The 16,861-nt window shown below is 74.1% G+C and carries 17 protein-coding genes; 8 read left to right on the top strand and 9 right to left on the bottom strand.

Annotated elements, in window-relative coordinates; genetic code table 11:
• Positions 1–320: 320 nt before the first annotated feature.
• Positions 321–578, top strand: a complete 258-nt coding sequence (locus D7I43_RS32490; RefSeq protein ID WP_147427260.1) for a hypothetical protein — start codon at positions 321–323, stop codon at positions 576–578.
• Here D7I43_RS32490 and D7I43_RS17060 read toward each other — a convergent pair.
• A complete protein-coding gene (locus D7I43_RS17060; protein ID WP_120329560.1) occupies positions 570–1,529 on the bottom strand; it encodes an SDR family NAD(P)-dependent oxidoreductase in 960 nt (319 codons plus the stop codon). The two genes, D7I43_RS32490 and D7I43_RS17060, sit on opposite strands and share 9 nt — an antisense overlap.
• Positions 1,530–1,662: 133 nt before the next feature.
• Here D7I43_RS17060 and D7I43_RS17055 point away from each other — a divergent pair, with 133 nt between their 5' ends.
• Positions 1,663–2,562, top strand: coding sequence for a fructosamine kinase family protein (locus D7I43_RS17055; protein ID WP_120329492.1), 900 nt, complete (start codon positions 1,663–1,665; stop codon positions 2,560–2,562).
• A 62-nt stretch (positions 2,563–2,624) separates the two neighbouring features.
• Here D7I43_RS17055 and D7I43_RS17050 read toward each other — a convergent pair whose 3' ends face one another.
• The 3 genes from D7I43_RS17050 to D7I43_RS17040 are packed head-to-tail and all read right to left on the bottom strand — an operon-like array spanning position 2,625 to position 5,734.
• Positions 2,625–4,403 carry an ABC transporter permease gene (locus D7I43_RS17050; RefSeq protein ID WP_120329491.1) on the bottom strand — a complete coding sequence of 593 codons (1,779 nt, stop codon included), beginning with the start codon at positions 4,401–4,403 and terminating at the stop codon, positions 2,625–2,627.
• A 1-nt stretch (position 4,404) separates the two neighbouring features.
• Positions 4,405–5,151 (bottom strand): ABC transporter ATP-binding protein, encoded by a 747-nt coding sequence (locus tag D7I43_RS17045; protein ID WP_204985220.1) that lies wholly within the window; start codon positions 5,149–5,151, stop codon positions 4,405–4,407.
• A 43-nt stretch (positions 5,152–5,194) separates the two neighbouring features.
• Entirely contained in the window at positions 5,195–5,734 is a 540-nt protein-coding gene (locus D7I43_RS17040) for a PadR family transcriptional regulator (protein WP_120329558.1), read from the bottom strand.
• A gap of 184 nt (positions 5,735–5,918) precedes the next feature.
• Between D7I43_RS17040 and D7I43_RS17035 the strand changes: the two genes are divergently transcribed.
• Positions 5,919–6,716 (top strand): sigma 54 modulation/S30EA ribosomal C-terminal domain-containing protein, encoded by a 798-nt coding sequence (locus tag D7I43_RS17035; RefSeq protein WP_120329490.1) that lies wholly within the window; start codon positions 5,919–5,921, stop codon positions 6,714–6,716.
• Positions 6,717–6,720: 4 nt separating this feature from the next.
• The gene (locus D7I43_RS17030; RefSeq protein WP_120329489.1) at positions 6,721–7,707 is read left to right on the top strand and encodes a LysR family transcriptional regulator; all 987 of its coding nucleotides are present in this window, start codon (positions 6,721–6,723) and stop codon (positions 7,705–7,707) included.
• On the opposite strand, the gene D7I43_RS17025 is transcribed toward D7I43_RS17030, so the two are convergent.
• From D7I43_RS17025 to D7I43_RS17005, 5 genes are read right to left on the bottom strand one after another with little or no spacing between them, the layout of a single operon-like run.
• Positions 7,708–8,586: an ABC transporter ATP-binding protein gene (locus D7I43_RS17025; protein WP_120329557.1), complete on the bottom strand. Its 879-nt coding sequence runs from the start codon at positions 8,584–8,586 to the stop codon at positions 7,708–7,710.
• Between the two features lie 19 nt (positions 8,587–8,605).
• Positions 8,606–9,409 (bottom strand): hypothetical protein, encoded by an 804-nt coding sequence (locus D7I43_RS17020; protein ID WP_120329488.1) that lies wholly within the window; start codon positions 9,407–9,409, stop codon positions 8,606–8,608.
• The gene (locus D7I43_RS17015; RefSeq protein ID WP_120329487.1) at positions 9,406–10,146 is read right to left on the bottom strand and encodes a hypothetical protein; all 741 of its coding nucleotides are present in this window, start codon (positions 10,144–10,146) and stop codon (positions 9,406–9,408) included. Before D7I43_RS17015 ends, D7I43_RS17020 begins: the two co-directional genes overlap by 4 nt.
• Positions 10,143–11,036, bottom strand: a complete 894-nt coding sequence (locus tag D7I43_RS17010; RefSeq protein ID WP_120329486.1) for an anti-sigma factor family protein — start codon at positions 11,034–11,036, stop codon at positions 10,143–10,145. Before D7I43_RS17010 ends, D7I43_RS17015 begins: the two co-directional genes overlap by 4 nt.
• A complete protein-coding gene (locus D7I43_RS17005; protein ID WP_120329485.1) occupies positions 11,033–11,677 on the bottom strand; it encodes an RNA polymerase sigma factor in 645 nt (214 codons plus the stop codon). The genes D7I43_RS17010 and D7I43_RS17005 overlap by 4 nt, the downstream gene beginning before the upstream one ends.
• Before the next feature lie 473 nt (positions 11,678–12,150).
• On the opposite strand from D7I43_RS17005, the gene D7I43_RS17000 reads away from it, so the two are divergent.
• The 4 genes from D7I43_RS17000 to D7I43_RS16985 are packed head-to-tail and all read left to right on the top strand — an operon-like array spanning position 12,151 to position 16,772.
• Positions 12,151–12,747, top strand: coding sequence for a copper chaperone PCu(A)C (locus tag D7I43_RS17000; protein WP_120329484.1), 597 nt, complete (start codon positions 12,151–12,153; stop codon positions 12,745–12,747).
• The gene (locus tag D7I43_RS16995; protein ID WP_120329483.1) at positions 12,744–13,961 is read left to right on the top strand and encodes a Dyp-type peroxidase; all 1,218 of its coding nucleotides are present in this window, start codon (positions 12,744–12,746) and stop codon (positions 13,959–13,961) included. The genes D7I43_RS17000 and D7I43_RS16995 overlap by 4 nt, the downstream gene beginning before the upstream one ends.
• A 31-nt stretch (positions 13,962–13,992) precedes the next feature.
• Positions 13,993–14,610 carry a copper resistance CopC family protein gene (locus tag D7I43_RS16990; protein WP_120329482.1) on the top strand — a complete coding sequence of 206 codons (618 nt, stop codon included), beginning with the start codon at positions 13,993–13,995 and terminating at the stop codon, positions 14,608–14,610.
• Between the two features lie 56 nt (positions 14,611–14,666).
• Positions 14,667–16,772 (top strand): bifunctional copper resistance protein CopD/cytochrome c oxidase assembly protein, encoded by a 2,106-nt coding sequence (locus D7I43_RS16985; protein ID WP_120329481.1) that lies wholly within the window; start codon positions 14,667–14,669, stop codon positions 16,770–16,772.
• The last annotated feature ends 89 nt before the right edge of the window (positions 16,773–16,861 follow it).

Below are 16,861 nucleotides of genomic sequence, written 5' to 3'. Positions count from 1 at the left end.
CGCCCAACGGGTCTCGGCCGGCGGCGAAGCATCGAAGAGCACGTTCTGGCATCCCGGCTGCGCGCCGCGCGGCACTTGCCGTGCCGGGAACCGGCGGCGCCCGGCGTCACCGCGTACGCCGACTCGGTACGTGCACGGCGTACCCCCGTTTTCGCAGGTTGTGGGCTCGGCCGACGATTCTGCGGCATAAGTGAGGTCTTGCCGCAAGCCCCCCACTCTGCTATATGTTGAGAGTGGCGGGGAGTAGATGCTCCCCCTTTCTCATGTGGTCCTCTGATCACCGCGCTCCTGACAGCGATCGGCCGTCAGACTCTCCTGGCATGGCTGCCGACAACCACCCTGTCGACCTTGCTCGCCGTCTCTCCCACGTTCGATGGCTCGCAGGAGGCACCGGGTCGGGTAAGAGCACCCTCGAATTGCGGATGGCCCGGGACGAACTGTGGGACGCCGAGGTCCGCCGGCAGGCCGCGGACCTGGGCCTGCCGGTGCTGGCCGTCGACGGCTCGCGTGATCTCGACGACCTCGCCACCCGATTCCGCCTGCGCCCGCGCCTGCGCGCGAACAGCGGTTCAGCCTGACGCCGGCCGGTTTGTGCGTGCCTGCGCAGCGCCCAGCCAGGCGCCGAGCCGACGGCGGACGCCGATGCGGCGGTATCCGCCGTCCACCGCCCCGGTCGGTGGTGGATCGAACAGCGATCCCGACCCGGACGCCGCCGCGACCGGCCTCGTTATGAGCGTCGCGCTCCACCGGGCGACCACCGACTCGGTGACACGCGGCGCCAACCGGTGGGCGAACAGCGCCAGGTGTGCGACGAGTCCGGTCGTCACCTGCCGTCGCGGGCGGCGGGCGCACGCCAGCATCGTGGCGGCGAGGCGCTCCGGCGCGTACGCGGGCGGGATGGCGCGTAGCTGGCGGCCCGAGTGGTTGGCAGCTCGCCCGAAGAACGGCGTGTCGACCGGCCCGGGCAACACGAGACAGACCCGTATCCTCCGATGACCGGCGAACTCCTGCCGTAGGTTCAGGGCCAGCCCCCGGATGGCGAACTTCGTCATGGAGTAGAGCGGGACCAGCGGGTTCGGCAGGACCGACAGCAACGACCCGACGAGCAGGAGGACGCCGTGGCCCTGCGCCCGGAACGTCGCCACGGCGGCGCGGGCGCACAGCACGGTGCCGAACACGTTGGTGTCCACCAGCCGGCGGATCTCGTCCACCGACTCGGAGCCCAGCGGCGCGGCGATGCCGACGGCCGCCGCTTCGACCCAGACGTCGATCTGCCCGAACCGCTGCACCGCCAGCCGGGTCAGCCGGTCGACGGCCGCCGGATCGGCGATGTCGGTCGGTACGACCAGCGCCTGCCCGCCACGCGCTCGGCAGTCGCGTTCCACCTCCGCGAGCGCTTCCTCGCTGCGCGAGGCCAGGACCAGCCTGGCCCCCTCGCCGGCGAACGCCAACGCGGTCGCGCGGCCGATGCCACTCGACGCCCCCGTGACCACCACCACGGCGTCACGGAACGTTCCACGCCTGACCATCACGACCTCCCGCACCGCAGCAGAACGAGATCAGGCATCTACCCACGGGCGTGACGATCACGCCACGCGCGGCCTGCCGAACCCGGAAGGCCGGAGGCACAATGATCATCGCCCGTGAAAGGAGCATCCGGAGATGGAGGAGCCTGTCGTGGTGCCCCCGGCGACGTTCCTGCTGGAGTGCCTGTTCCGGGCCGGGATGCGCGATGCCGTCACCGTCGAGCCGGCCGCGGGTGGACTCGCGGCGCTCGCGGGCATCGCCACCCGCCGGGTGGGGCCGCCGGTGTTCGTCAAGGCCTTCGTCGAGGCGCCGGCCGACGACGTCTTCACCGCCGAGGCCGACGGGCTGGCCGCCCTGCGCGAACTCGGCGGCGCGACGACACCCGAGGTGATCCTTGCGGACCGGGAGCTGCTCGTGTTGTCGGTGCTCCGGCCGAGGCCGCGCGGCGAGGCCTTCTGGGAGCGGTTCGCGCACATGCTCGCCCACCTGCACACGAAGACGACCCATCCGCGGTTCGGATGGCACCGCGACAACTGGCTGGGCCGCCGCCGGCAGATCAACACGTGGAACGACGACGGTTTCGCGTTCTTCGCCGAGCACCGGCTGCTTCGATGGCTCGGGCAGCCTCGCGTCGACGCGGCGCTCGACCGGGACGACCGGGCCGCGCTGGAGCGGCTGTGTCACCGGCTGCCCGACCTGCTGCCACAGCGGCCGGCATGCCTGACGCACGGCGACCTGTGGGCACAGAACGTCCTGGCCACTCCGGACGGGCGGCCCGCGCTGATCGACCCGGCGGTCTCCTACATGTGGGCCGAGGTCGACCTCGCCCATGTGTGGACCACCGCGCCCCCGCCCGAGGCGCGCCGGTTCTTCGAGGTCTACGCCGAGCTGACCGCCCTCGACAACGACTGGCGGGCGCGCATGCCGATCATCCAGCTGCGCCAGCACCTCGCCGTGCTGGCCCAGTTCGACGACGACTGGGGCGCGGGAGAGCAGATCCGTGCCACCCTCGCCCCGTTCCGGAGACGAACCTGACCACAGGCCCGACACGTAACAGCGCGTCGCCGGTCGACGGCCGCCGACGCCGTCGGGTCCGGTCAGGTGGGTGTGGATCGGAGGGTGTCCGCGACCGGACGTCGCGCGGCGAGCATCGCGGGGGTGGCGGTGAGCGCGGCGATCGTGAGCAGGACCGCGAGCGCGACGGCGAACCACCAGGCGTTGGGCGCGTAACGGATGCCGGGGTTGCTGGCGAGCACGTACAGCACGATGCCGGCCGGAATCCCGAGCGCGACGCCAGGCACTGCGGGAAGCGTCTGCGCCACCGCCATGCCCACGGTCACCTGTGCGGGCGTGGCGCCGAGCGCGCGGGCGACGGCCAGGGGATGGCGGTTGTCGAGGATCGCGCTCCAGGTGGTCACGACGGCGTTGACGAGCGCGAGGACGCACACCACGACGATGACGAGGAGCATGGCCTGGAGAGTCCGGGTGTCCCGGGGGTTGGCCAGCTCCGATTCACCGAGCTTGACCGTCCGGTCCTGCGCCAGGCCCATGAGCAGGGCGGCGAGCGCGGTCGTGGTGATCAGGGTGTTCAGCATGACGAGTCGGGCCCGGCGGGGGCGGCGGGCGTTGACGCGTACCCCGATCAGCAGGGCGGCGGGCATCCGGCGGGACAGCCGCACGCGCCACCGGCGGCGGCGCGGCGGGGTGGCGGCGTCGTTCAGCGCGTGGACGGTGTCGGTGGTCGCGGCGCGCACCACTGGCCCGAGGGTCGCCGCGGCGGCGATGGCGAGGGCGAGCGCGGTGACGGTGACGACCGTGCGCAGTGGGGGCGGCTGGACTCCGGTGGAGCCGAGGAGCCCGGCGCCGGGGTTGGTCAGCGCGGGCGCGGCGAACCAGCCCACGGCCAGGCCGGTGCCGGCGGCGGCGAGCCCGATCACGAGGTATTCGGCGAGGTGGACGGCGGCCACCATGGCTGGCCCGGAACCGACGGCCTTGAGCAGCCCCACCCGACGACGTTGCTCGACGGCGCGACCGGCGACGATGCCGGCGACGCCGGCCACCGCGAGGATGGTGAGCAGCCAGCTGCCGATCAGCAGGGCCTTGTGCGCCTGCCGGACGAGCCTGCCGTCCGTTTCGGCGATCTGCACCCAGCTGGTGTATTCGATCCCGGCCGTGCTCCGGTGGCGGAACGAGGTGCTGGCGTGCGGGTCGGCGAGCCGCAGGTTCAGCGTGTACGACAGCGGGCGCCCGTCGGCCAGCAGGCTGATCTCGCTGCTGTCGACCCAGACCAGGCCGGCGAGCTGCACCAGGGGACTGCCCGAGTCGACGCGCCAGTCGGCGCTCGGGTAGACGGCTCTGGCGGCGGTGACCGCGGTGCCGACCACCCGCAGCGGGTGGCCGTTGATCTCCACGGTGTCGCCGGTGCGCACGCCGAGGGCGTTGGCGAAGGTGGGTTCGACGACCACGCCGCCGGGGCGTACCCAGGTCCCGGCGGTCACCGCGGGGCGGTCGAGCGCCGCCGGGGAGTCGTCCCGGCCCTGGACGACCGCCTGCACGGTCTTACCGCGCGCCGTCAACATCAGGTAGGCCATCGGGTACGGCCCGCTGTGGGCGGTGACGCCGGGCGCGGTGGCCAGCGGCGCGAGGGCGGCCAGGGCCTGCTGGCCCGTCGCTGTCGGCGTCGCCACCACGTCCGGGCCCGCGGTCACCGCCCGGGTCCGCTCGTACGGACCGGCGAGAGCGTCGTTCAGGGCGAGGCCGAGGGTCAGCGTGCCGGTCGCGGCGCTGATCGCGATCACCAGCAGTACGGTCTCGGTGCGTCGCCGACGCACATTCCGCAGGAGCAGCCGACACACGAGCAGCAGACGCCCGGCCATCTCAGCGCCACCCGCCGTAGATCGTGCCCGTGCCGGCGGCGCTGCCGTTGCCGGCACCAGCGAACCGGCTGTCGTCGGCGAACGCCCCGTCCCGCATGGAGATCATCCGGTCGGCGATCGCGGCGATCCGCGCGTCGTGGGTGACCACCACCAGCGTCTGCCCCGCCGTACGCAGTTCCTCGAACAGCCGCAGCACCTCCAGGGTGGCGGCGCTGTCCAGGTTGCCGGTGGGCTCGTCGGCGAGCACGATCAGCGGCTCGTTGCTCAGCGCGCGGGCGATGGCGACCCGCTGGCGTTGACCGCCGGACAGCGCGGACGGCAGGTGCGTGGCGCGGTCGGCGAGCCCGACCCGGTCGAGCAGGTCCAGGGCGCGCCGACGGGCCCGCCGGGGAGACTGCCCCGCCAGCAGCGCGGCCAGTTCGACGTTCTCCACGGCCGTGAGTTCGTCCATGAGGTGGAAGGACTGGAAGACGAAACCGATGTGCTGCCGCCGCATCCGGGCCAGGGCACGCTCGCTCATGGTGTCGATGCGGTGCCCGGCCAGCCAGATCTCACCGTCGGTGGGGCGTTGCAGCCCGCCGAGCAGGTGCAACAGGGTCGACTTGCCGCATCCGCTCGGACCCATCACCGCCACCGTCTGCCCGGCCGGCACCTCCAGGTCGACCTCGTCGACCGCACGGACCAGCGCGCTTCCCCGCCCGTACCACCTGGTCACCCCGCGCGCCCGCAGCAGCGCCGACTCGCTCACGCCGCACCACCGGGCACGCCCTCGCGGCCCTCGTCCTGCTCGGTCATGGTTTCGCCTTCCGTTGGATCCGACCGCGTTCGGTCCACGCGCGTTCGCACGCCTCAAGCCACTCGAGGTCGGCCCGCAGGCGCAGCACGACCCCCTCCAGCAACAGCCCGGCGACCGGGTCCACCGATCGATCCAACGCGGCCCGCTGGGCTTCCCGCAGTCGGCGCAGCAGCTCGCGCCGCTGCGCGTCGACCAGAGCCACCGGGTCGGCCAGCCGGCCGGCCGCGGCGGCGACCAGCTTGAGGTGGAACTCGCCGAGGTCCGGCTTCGGCCAGCTCACCTCGGTCAGCCACGCGGCGACGCGCTGCTGCCCGGCCGGGGTCAACGCGTAGACCCGGCGGTCGGGCCGGTCCGGCAGGCCCTCGGTGCGCTGCGACGTCACCAGCCCGGCCTTGGCCAGCCGGGCCAACGTCACGTAGACCTGCCCAGCGTTCATCGCCTCGCCCAGCGGGCCGAGCGCGGCCCGGATCCGGCTGCGCAGCTCGTAGCCGTACGCCGGCTCCTTCGCCAGCATGGCCAGCACCACGTCCTGCACCCGGCGCACCCCCCGTCGACCGACAATAGATAACCGCTAGCTATGATGCTGTCAACTCCCGGCGGGCGGTCACGGCGTCGCGGGCGGTCGCCAGGTGGCCGTGCGGATCGGGACCTTCGGCACTACTGACCGCCGGCACCGGCTCGGCAGGGTGGAGGGGCACGCCGCGAAGAGGAAGGTTCGCATGTCCCTGCCGGTGACCCGACCACGCACGACCGCCGTCACGGTGCAGGTGAAGGGCATGGTCGGCGACGACGAGCGTGACTGCGCCCAGGCACTGGTCTCCGCGGTGCTGAGCCGCCACCGTGCGGCGGTCGGTCCGGCGCGCGTACGGGTGACCGGAGCCCCGGGCGCGGGCGGGTCGGGTCTGGTGCAGGTGAACCTCTCGGTGTGCGGGGCGCCCGCCCGGGTCCAGGTGCCGGGTGACACGCTGCCGTTGGCGATCGCCACGGCGGCGGCGCGACTCGACCGCCAGATCAAGCGGCTCACGACCGCCTGGGATCCGTGGCCGTGGCCCGATCCTGAGCGCCGGGCGGTCAGCGGGCCGGGCGCCGGACCGATCGCCCGGCGGAAGACGGTCCGGTTGCACGTGGGGATGGCGTGCCAGGCCGCCGCGATCCTCGACGCCATGGACTACGACGTCTACCTGTACACCGACGCCGACACCGGTGAGGACGCGATCGTGTACCGGGCCGGGCCGACCGGGCTGGCCCTGGCGCGGCAGCGGACGATGCGTCCGCCGTCGCTGCCGCGCCTGTTGCCGTTGACGGTCAACCCGCGCAGGACCCCGGTCATGACCGCCGACCAGGCGGCGGCCTGGCTGGCCGAACACTGGCTGCCGTTCGTGTTCTACACCGACCGGGACACCCGGCGTGGCACCCTGCTCTACCGCCGCTACGACGGCGACCTCGGCCTCGTCGCCCCCGCCACCCGGGGGCGGGACGGACAGCCCCGCCGGCTCGTGGTAGGCGGCATAGGCTGAACCGATGGACACCGAGGCAGTGCGATCGTTCGTCCGGGCGGCCGACCTCGGACAGCTGCGCCACGCGGCCGACGACCTGGGTGTGACGCAGCAGGCGGTCTCGAAGCGGATCGCCGCCCTGGAGCGCGAGCTGGGCGTCCGGCTGTTCACCCGTACCGCCCGAGGGGTCGAACTGACGCTCGACGGCCGGGCTTTCCTGCCGCACGCCCGCGGCATCGTCGCGGATGTCGACCGCGCGGTCGCCGCGGTCCGGCCTCGCTCGCGGGCCCTTCGGATCGACGTCCTGGGCCTGCGGAGCGCGCAGGCCGTCGTCCTGCACGACTACTGGCGGTCGCATCCGGAAACCGACCTCGACGTGGTGACCCTCCGGGTCGACGACCCCCACGTGGCGGCCGCCGCCGTGCAGACCGGCGATGTCGACGCCTCGTTCCGTACCGTCACCGATCCGGCCACGCTGCCGCGCGACGTGCGAATGATCCACGCCTTCGACTCCCCGCTGGAACTCCTCGTCGGGCCCCGGCACCCGCTCGCCTCCGCGCGGACACTGACGCCGCCGCAGCTGCGCGGACTTCGGATCCGGGTGCCCGGCATCGTGCCCCGCAGCGAATGGGCGGAGTTCTACGACCAGCTCGCCGCGGCCTTCGACCTCCACGTCGACGCGGCGGGCCCGAACTTCGGTGACGAGGTGCTCCTCGACGCCCTCGCGGACTCCGCCGACCTGGCCACCCTCGTCGGCGCACGCGACCGGTACATCTGGCCGGCGGGCCACGACCTGCGCCGCATCCCGATCGTGAACCCGACGCTCGCCTACCCGCTGTCCCTCCTGGTCCGCAGGACGAACCCGCACCCGGGGCTCCGGGCGGTCGTCGACCACCTCGCACGCCTGGCACCGCTCCCCGGGCCGGTGTGGCTCCCGTCCTGGGCGCCGGCACCACGCCGCGGCGACACCGCGCGGTCCGTGCAGCGCGCCGTCGCGTACCCCCTCGGGTAGTCACACGGCGGGCGCCGGGGTGTGCCGTCGCATGAGTGCGACGTACCCGTCCTCGAGGGTCGGCGCGACGGACGTCGCGTCGGGGCTCGGGCGCGCCTGGCTGATGACGCGGTACTGCGTGCCGCCTTCGCGGGTCACGGCCGACACCACGACGCCGTCGGTGGGCGGCGCCCCGGTGGTGGTCATCTGCCAGGTGGCGCCCTCGGCGGTCCGGGTCAGGTCGGTCACCGAGCCGGTGTAGACGACCCGGCCGGCGGCGAGTACCGCCGTGTCGTGGCAGGTCTGCGCGATGTCCTCCACGATGTGGGTGCTGAGCAGCACGGTGCGTTGCCCGGCGAGCCCGGCCAGCAGGGTCCGGAACCGGATGCGTTCCTGCGGGTCGAGGCCGGCGGTCGGTTCGTCGACGATCAGCAGGGCGGGGTCGCCGAGCAGCGCCTGGGCGATGCCGACGCGGCGGCGCATGCCGCCGGAGAAGCCCTTCATCCGACGGCCGGCGACGTCGGCCAGGCCCACCATGTCGAGGAGTTCCCCGACCTGCCGGCGGCGGGCGGTCACGTCGTCCAGGCCCTTGAGCAGGGCCACGTAGTCGAGGAACTCACGGGGCGACAGGTCCGGATAGAACCCCAGGTCCTGGGGTACGTAGCCGAGCCGGCGCTGGACGTCGCGCCGCCCGGAGCGGGTCGTCATGTCGTACCCGCCGACGCGCACCTGGCCGCTTCCGGGGGCGACGACACCGGCCATGATCCGCATGAGGGTGGTCTTGCCGGCGCCGTTGCCGCCGAGCAGGCCGAACATCCCGCCGCGCACGGTCAGGTCGACGCCCCGTAACGCGGTGACGCGGCCGAACGAGCGACGCAGTCCGGTGATGGCGATGTCCATGTCGTACACCTTCCGGTAGTCAGGCCGTACGCCGGCGGCCACGCAGCAGGCCGACTGCCAGGAGCGGGACCAGGCCGGCGACGACGAGCAGGGCGATGCTCGCCGCCGCGGCGGATCCGGTCGGTTCCGGGCGCAGGACCGGCAGCGGGCCGGGAATGCCGGCGTAGAGGACCGGCGTCCCCAACAGCCAGCTCGCCGCGTAGCTGCCGATCGGGCTCAACAGGGAGCCGGTGAGCGTGGGGAGGGTCGCCGGGAGGAGCACGTTGCCCCAGAACCAGTAGCCGACGAACAGGACCCGGAACAGCGGCGCGGTCAGGACCAACGGGCAGACCAGGGCGTACCCGGCGACGAAGACCAGGGCCGGGGCCAGGACGGCGGCGAACGCCGCGAGGCCCCACGGAATCATCGTGAGGTCGCCCCGGCGGACCGTCTCGTAGCCGGCCGCGACGAGCATCGCGGCCAGGGCGGGTGCGCCGGTCGCCGCGACACCGCCGAGGAAGGTGCCGGTGAGCCGGCCCGCCGGTCCGGGCGGGAGGCTCGCCAGCAGTTCGGCGGTGCGCAGCCGCCGGTCGCGCAGCAGCCTGTCGGCCAGCGCCATCCCGAACGCGATCGGCAGGATCACGGAGAACAGGAACGCCCACCGGGTCATCACCTCCCGGGCGGGGGCGCCGGGTGGCGCCGGCGCGTACCGGGGCCCCATCCCGAACCGACCGGCGGCGAGTGCTCCCGCCACGAGCGCGATCGTGATCCACAGGGATCGTCTGCGGATCTGCATCCGGAACTCGTACCGGCAGACGGCCAGCGTCGCCCGCACCCCGGTCACACGTCCTCCTCGGTCAGCATCCGCTCCGGTCGCCGCAGAAGGATCACGACGCCGACGGCGAACGGCACGATCGTGGCGGTGAGAAGGAGCCGGTCGGTCATCCAGCCCGGGTAGGCGTCGAGCCGACTGACCGGGAACAGGTACAGCGGCCGGGCCCAGGCGTGCGCCGCGAAGCCCGAGGCGAACAGCTGATGCGCCAGCCACACGCCGCCGGCGGCGGTGGTGGCCAGCAGCAGGCTGCGGGTGAGCAGCGCCACGAAGACCGCCAGCGCCCCCAGCCACGCCGTAGCCGGGGCCCAGAGCAGCGGTGACGCGGCCACCGGCGGCCCCGACCACAGGCCCGCCGCCCAGAGGACGCCGGTGAAGACGACAGCGACCACGGCGGTGGCACCGGCCAGCAACGCGAGCCGGCGGCCCAGCACCGTCGCGTAGCGGGTCGGGAGCGAGAGGTGCAACTCGCGGGCCCGGTCGGTGGCGACGACCGACGTTGCCGCCATCGCCACCGCGAGGGGCAGCAACGCCTCCAGCCCGGTGAGCAGGACCAGGGACACCTGCGGACGCCCCGCACCGTCACCAGCGGCGAGAACCGCCACCGCCGCCACCGCGACGACGGCCACGACGGGTGTGCAACCCGTGGCCCAGCCGAGCCGTCCCGCCTCGTGTCTCCACATCTCCACGTCGCTGAGTGCGCCGGCCGCCGGCGCCGGTTCACTCGCCGCACCCGTGATCCAGGTCACGATCCGAACCGGACGATCCGCGACGACGCCACCCGGGGCGCGAGCGCCAGCACTCCGACCACCAGGGCACCGGCGGCGGCCAGCACGGGCCACGACGTCCGCCACATCGCCTCGACCATGCCACCCACGGCGCCACCGACGTGCCCGGACGCGATCAGAACCCGCAGCACCCACAGGGCCAGAGCGGCCGACAGGCCGACCGCCGGACGCCACACCACCGAGAAGGCGAAGCTGACCGCGGACAGCAGCACCATCGGACCGAGCCACGCGGCCAGCAGCCTGCCCGGACCGCCCGCGCCGACGAGACTCAGCACCAGGGAACCGACCACCGAGGCCACGAAGACGGCACCGAGCACGAGGGTCAACCGGGCGAGCAGCACCGTACGCACCGACGTCGGCGTGGCCTGGATCAGCTCCTGGGGCGGTTCGTCTCCGCCGCAGGTGCCCGCCACCGCGAGCGCCGCGACCATCGGGACGACCACGGCGAGCACCGGCGGCGCCGGGACCGACGCCCAGGCGGCGAGCCCCATCCCGGCGACGAGCACCACGACGGAGACCGCCCACACCCGCCAGCCCACCAGCCGCCGCTGGTGGGCGAGCAGGCCCGCCGCACGGGCCAGCGGACGCGAGCCGGGCACCGCCTGGTAGACCGGTGGCCCGGCGGCACGGCCAGCGGCGTACGGCGTGGCGAGTCGGCGACGTACCGCGGCGAGGATGGAGGCGGGCGCGGGCGCCAGCCGGGACCGTACGCCGTCGGCGGTGCGCTGCCACGCGGCGGCCTCCTGCCGGCACGCCGCGCACCGGGACAGGTGCGCCGCGACCGCCGCCGCGCCGTCCGGGGTGAGCGTGCCGGCCGCGTACTCGGCGAGCTGATCGGTCGGGTGTCTCATCGCCGTCCCCCCTGTCGCGTCGGCTGTCTCGTCGCCGCTGCCCGGCCGGGTGTCTCGTCGCCGTCTCCCTGCCCGTCCGCCGGCCCGTCCGCCAGCGCCCGAGCGAGGACCACCCGGGCGTGGAACAGGCGGCTCTTGACCGTGCCGACCGGCACGTCGAGTACGGCGGCGATCTCGTCGCGGGTGAGCCCGGCGCCGAAGGCGAGGTCCAACACCTCCCGGTGGATCGAGGGCAGTTCGACCATCGCGGCCGCGACCGCCCGCGCGTCCGCCCGGGCGAGCGTGACCGCCTCCGGGCCCGGCTCGTCGGTGGCCACGCCGACGGCGGCGTCGATCGGGACGTGCACGGTCCCGCGACGGGCGCCCCCGCGACGCGACGCCTGTCTGCGGCAGATGCCGAACAGCCAGGTCCGGACCGTGGAGCGGTCCTGGAAGGAGCCGGCCCCTCGCCAGACCGCCAGCAGCGTGTCCTGAACCGTCTCCTCGGCGAGCTGACGGTCGGCGAGCAATCCCTCGGCGTAGGCCAGCAACGCCGGCCCGTGCCGGACGTACAGCTCTTCGAGGGCAGACTCGTCGCCGGCGGCCACCAGACACAGCAGCCGCCGGTCGGCATCCTGCTCTCCCTCGACCGTCGCGCCCATTCCCACCTGGGTAGCGGCCCCGTCCGGGCAGGTTCACCGCGGCGACCCGGATGTGACACGAACCACTCGTCCGGCCCTCACGGAACACGGCGTCACCGCCGGCCCCCAGTTCGTGTCCACACGCCACGGAGAAGCCGCGGCCCGCGGCTCCCACGCCTGCCGACACGTACCCGACGCGACCGCCAGCGCATCGCCTGACCTGCGCGAAGACGCGATTCGTCGGGAACCCGGAGGCCCTGTGGGCCGACTACCGGTACGTGGGGTGCGGCCGCACGCCGTGACCGACCCCGGGCGTGCTGAGGCACGGATTCCGATGGCCTGCGGCCGCCTCTCCCGGCTCCCGCCGCGGGCCGCCCGGGCTGCCTGCGGCCCAGAGCGGACCGGGGCTGGGTGAGATCAATCACTTATATCCAGGAACTTTCCTTTTGTCCCGCTCGACCAACCAGCGACAGACCATCAGCGAAGGGACCGCCATGCCCCGTACCAGCGTCGCCGCGCGCCGTCGCCCGGCCTTCCTGCTCGCCGCCGCCACGGCACTGCTCGCGGCCGGCGCCGTCGGCTGCGGCCAGTCGGGCGGGTCCTCCGCTCCCGAACCGAGCGCTTCGGCGTCGGGGGACGCGGACGCGGGTGTGCTCGGCATCCGCGATCCGTGGGTGAAGGCCGCCGACGAGGGCATGACGGCGGCGTTCGGCACGCTCGTGAACGACGGTGACGCCGACGTGACGATCACCGCGGCGGCCACCGACGTGTCGCCGATGGAGCTGCACGAGATGACCATGAAGGACGGGACGACGGTCATGCAGCCCAAGCAGGGCGGCATCCTCGTCAGGGCGCACAGCAGCACGGTGCTGCAGCCCGGCGGCGACCACCTGATGCTCATGGACCTCACGCGACCGGTGAAGGCTGGCGACGAACTCACCGTCACGCTCACGTTCGCCGACGGCCGTACACAGACGTTCCGCGCCGTGGCCAAGCCCTTCACCGGCGCGCAGGAGAGCTACGCACCCGGGCACGGCGACACGCCGGGGATGAGCGCCACCCCCGGAACGAGCGCGAGCCCCGCGGCATGAGCGACTCGCCGACCGCGCGGCGGGTGAGCAGGCGTGGCCTGCTCACCGGTGGGGCCCTGGCCGCCGGGGGCGCGCTGGCCGGCGGCGTCGCCGTCGCCGATCCCCCGTGGGTACGAACGGCCAGCCCGGTCCCGGTCGCGGAGGTGGGCACCGCCGTCGAGCCGTTCCACGGCCCCCGGCAGGCCGGAGTGGCCACCGAGCCGCAGGCACACGCGGCGTTCGTCGCGTTCACCCTCAGGCCCGGCACCGACCGGGCCGCGCTCGGCCGGATGTTGCGCCTGCTCTCCGACGACGCCGCCCGCCTGACGCAGGGCCGGCCCGCCCTGGCCGACACCGAACCCGAACTAGGGCTCCTCCCGGCCCGGCTCACGGTCACCTTCGGCTTCGGCCCCGGCTTCTACACCGCCGCCGGCCTCCACGCGCAGCGGCCACCGTCGGTGGTCGACCTGCCGGCGTTCCGCATCGACCGGCTTCAGCGCCGCTGGTCGGGCGGGGACCTGCTGTTGCAGATCTGCGCCGACGACCCGCTCACGGTCGCCCACACCCAACGGGTCCTGGTCAAGGACAGCCGGCCGTTCGCCACCGTCGCCTGGGTGCAACAGGGCTTCCGTCGCGCCGCCGGCGCCGAGCCCGGCCGCACCCAACGGAACCTGTTCGGGCAGATCGACGGCACGGCCAACCCGAGACCCGGCGCCGCGCTGGACGCCGCGGTGTGGGTGCCCGACGGGCCGGTCTGGCTGCGTGACGGCACCACCCTGGTCGTCCGCCGGATCAGCATGAACCTGGAGACCTGGGACCTGCTCGGCCGCACCGACCGGGAACTCGCCGTCGGCCGGCGCCTCGACACCGGCGCGCCGCTCACCGGGGAGGACGAGCACGACGAACCCGACTTCGCCGCCACCGGGCCCGACGGACTCGCCGTCATGCCCGACTTCTCCCACGTCACCCGCTCGCACGTCAGCGACGACCGGCTGAAGATCCTGCGGCGCCCGTACAACTACGACGGCGCGCCGAACCCCGACGGGCACGCCGACAGCGGCCTGATCTTCGCCTCGTACCAGGCCGACATCACCCGCCAGTTCCTGCCCATCCAGCAACGGCTGGCCGAGCGGGATCTGCTCAACGAGTGGACGACGCCGATCGGCTCCGCCGTCTTCGCCATCCCGCCCGGATGCGCGGAGGGCGGCTGGATCGGCCAGCAACTGCTCGACTGACCACGACCGACCCGGAGAGAAGCCGTCAGACATGTCTACTCGGATCCGCCGCCTGGCCAGCAGCGCTCTCGTCGCCGCGCTGGCGGCCATGACGGTGCTGCTGGCACCGGCCTCGCCCGCCGCCGCTCACAACACCCTGCGCGCGGCGACCCCCGCCCCGGAGGCGCGTCTCTCCGCCCCGCCGGCGCACATCATCCTGGAGTTCGCGCAGAGGCTGGACCCCGCGTTCACCACCATCGTCCTCAGTGACGCCAGCAAGCGGAAGGTACGCACGAGCGAACCCACCGTCACCGGGGCCACCGGCACCGTCACCGTGGACGAGCCCCTCGCCGCCGGCAGCTACACCGTCGCGTACCGGATCGTGTCCGCCGACGGGCACCCGGTGCAGGGCTCCTACTCCTTCACGGTCGACGAGCCGGCCGCCGGCGCCGCCCCGGCCGCGTCGGGCGTCGCCGCCCCGGATGCGCCCGCGTCGGGAGTCGCCACCTCGGGGGGCGCGGCCCCGGATGCGCCGGCCAGCCCGGCCGCCTCGTCGTCCCGCTCGGAAGGTCGCGGTCCGTGGCCGCTGGCGGTCGGCGGCCTCGTCGTCCTCGCCGCCGCGGCCGGCGTGCTCCTGTCGCGGCGGCGCCGGCGCGGCACCACCGCCTGAACCCGCTCCACGGCGCCGAGCACGCCTCGCCGCCCCAACCAGCCAAGGTCACCCGCATGCCAGAAACGCGTTCGCCCCAGGCGCAGGGCTCCGGCCTCTCCCCCGCCGCGGCGACGGCCGCCGGCCACCTCCGGAGCGACCGGGGAAGCGGCAACCGTTCCCACGGCGGAACGGGCGCCGTCGTCGTGCCAGTCCTGGTCGTGGCGGCGGCCGCGGCCGCGCTCCTGGTCGGCCTGCGGGCCGGCGGCGCGCTCGCGGTCGCGATCCCCGGCCTCCCGGATCCCGGCCCCGTCACGACCTGGGCCCTGCCGGTGACCCGCCTGCTGAGCGACGCACTCGCCATCCTGACCGTCGGGATGCTGGTCACGGCGGCCTTCCTGCTACCCGGCGACGGACCGAGCGTCTCCCCGCACGGTTGGCTGCTGCTGCGGCGCGCCGGCCTCCTGTCCGCATGCTGGGCGGCCGCCGCGCTGGCGTCGATCGTGCTCACGGTCTCGGACCTCCTCGGCGTCCCGCCGCAGCGGCTCAACACCGCGGCTGTCGTGAGCTTCGCGTCGTCGATCACCCAGGGGCGGGCCCTGCTGCTGCAGGCCACGCTGGCCCTGACCGCGGCGGTGTTGGCCCGGGTCGGCGTGTCCCGCGGACTCGCCGCCGCGGCGGCGGTGCTCGCGCTGGTCGCGGTGACGCCGCCGGCGTTCACCGGGCACGCCGCCGGGGCCGGCAACCACCAGACGGCGGTGAGCAGTCTCGTGCTGCACGTACTGGCCGCCGCCGTGTGGGTCGGTGGCCTCGCCGCGCTACTGGTGATCCGTCGCAGCCGGCAGATCGCCGACGCGGCCGCCCGCTACAGCCGCGTCGCCCTGTGGTGCTTCCTCGCCGTCGCCGTCAGCGGCCTCGCCAACGCGGCCGTCCGCCTCGGCTCGGTCGCGCAGCTCTGGCAGTCCCGGTACGGGTGGCTGGTCTGCGGCAAGCTCGTCGCGCTGGTCGTCCTGGGCGTCGTCGGCGCGGCGCACCGGTCACGGACCCTGCCGGCGATGCGCGCCGGGCAACGGGCTGCGTTCACGCGGCTGGCGGCCGGCGAGGTGGTGGTGTTCGCGGCGACGTTCGGCCTGGCCGTGGCGCTGTCGCGCAGTCCCACGCCGGCGGTGACCGACCCGGTGGACGCCGACCCGGTCACCGAGTTGCTCGGCTTCCCCATGCCGGCCGCTCCCACACCGGGCAACCTGCTCGGCCAGCCCCTGCCCGACCTGTTCTTCCTGACCGTGGCCGCCGTCGGGGCGTACGCCTATCTGGCCGGCGTGCGGCGTCTACGCCGCGCCGGGCACCGCTGGCCGGTGCCCCGGACCGCCAGCTGGCTCGCCGGCCTGCTCCTGTTCGCCGCGTGCACCAACCTGGGCGTCGCCCGTTACGCGTACGTCCTGTTCAGCGCCCACATGGCCCAGCACATGATGCTGTCGATGTTGGTGCCCATCCTGCTCGTCGGGGGCGCCCCGGTGACCCTCGCCCTCCGCGCGCTGCGCCGGCCCACCGACCCGCAGGTCCGCGGTGCCCGGGAGTGGCTGCTACGCGCCCTGCACAGCCGACCCGCCAGGGTGCTGACCCACCCGCTCGTCGCGCTCGCCATCTACAGCGGGAGCCTCTTCGGCCTGTACTTCAGCGACCTGCTCGGCACGCTGATGCGCTCCCACCTCGGCCACCTCGCCATGGTCGCCCACTTCGTCGCCTCCGGTTACCTGCTGTTCTGGGTGCTCGTGGGCGTCGATCCGGGCCGGCGTCGAGTCCCCCACCCCATCCTGGTGCTCGTCCACCTGGTCGCGATGATGGCGCACGGGTTCTTCGGGCTCGCGCTCATGCAGACCACCAGCCTCCTCGCTCCCGAGTGGTACGTCTCGGTCCACCCCGCCTGGGCGTCATCCCTGCTGGAGGACCAGAAGCTGGGCGCCGGCATCGCCTGGGCGTTCGGCGAGATCCCCGGCGCCTTCGTGATGGGGCTCCTCGTCCGCCAGTGGATCCGGGACGACCAGCGCGAACAGGCCCGCCTCGACCGGGCCGCCGACCGCGCGGAGGCCCGCGGCGAGGACGACGAGCTGGCCCGCTACAACGCCTTCCTCGCCGAGGCCAACCGGCGCGACCAGGACCGGCGCGGCGGACGGCGGCCCTAGCTGGCGAGCGCGCCCCACCTCTCGACGCCCGATCTCCGGTCGGGGCAGTTCGACGGTTCGGCAGCGGGTGACGGAGGTCGTTTGTGACC

It is taken from the genome of Micromonospora globbae, assembly GCF_003610785.1.
In the GTDB taxonomy this organism is placed as follows: Bacteria; Actinomycetota; Actinomycetes; order Mycobacteriales; family Micromonosporaceae; genus Micromonospora; species Micromonospora globbae.
This window is presented reverse-complemented; position numbering and strand designations above follow the sequence as displayed.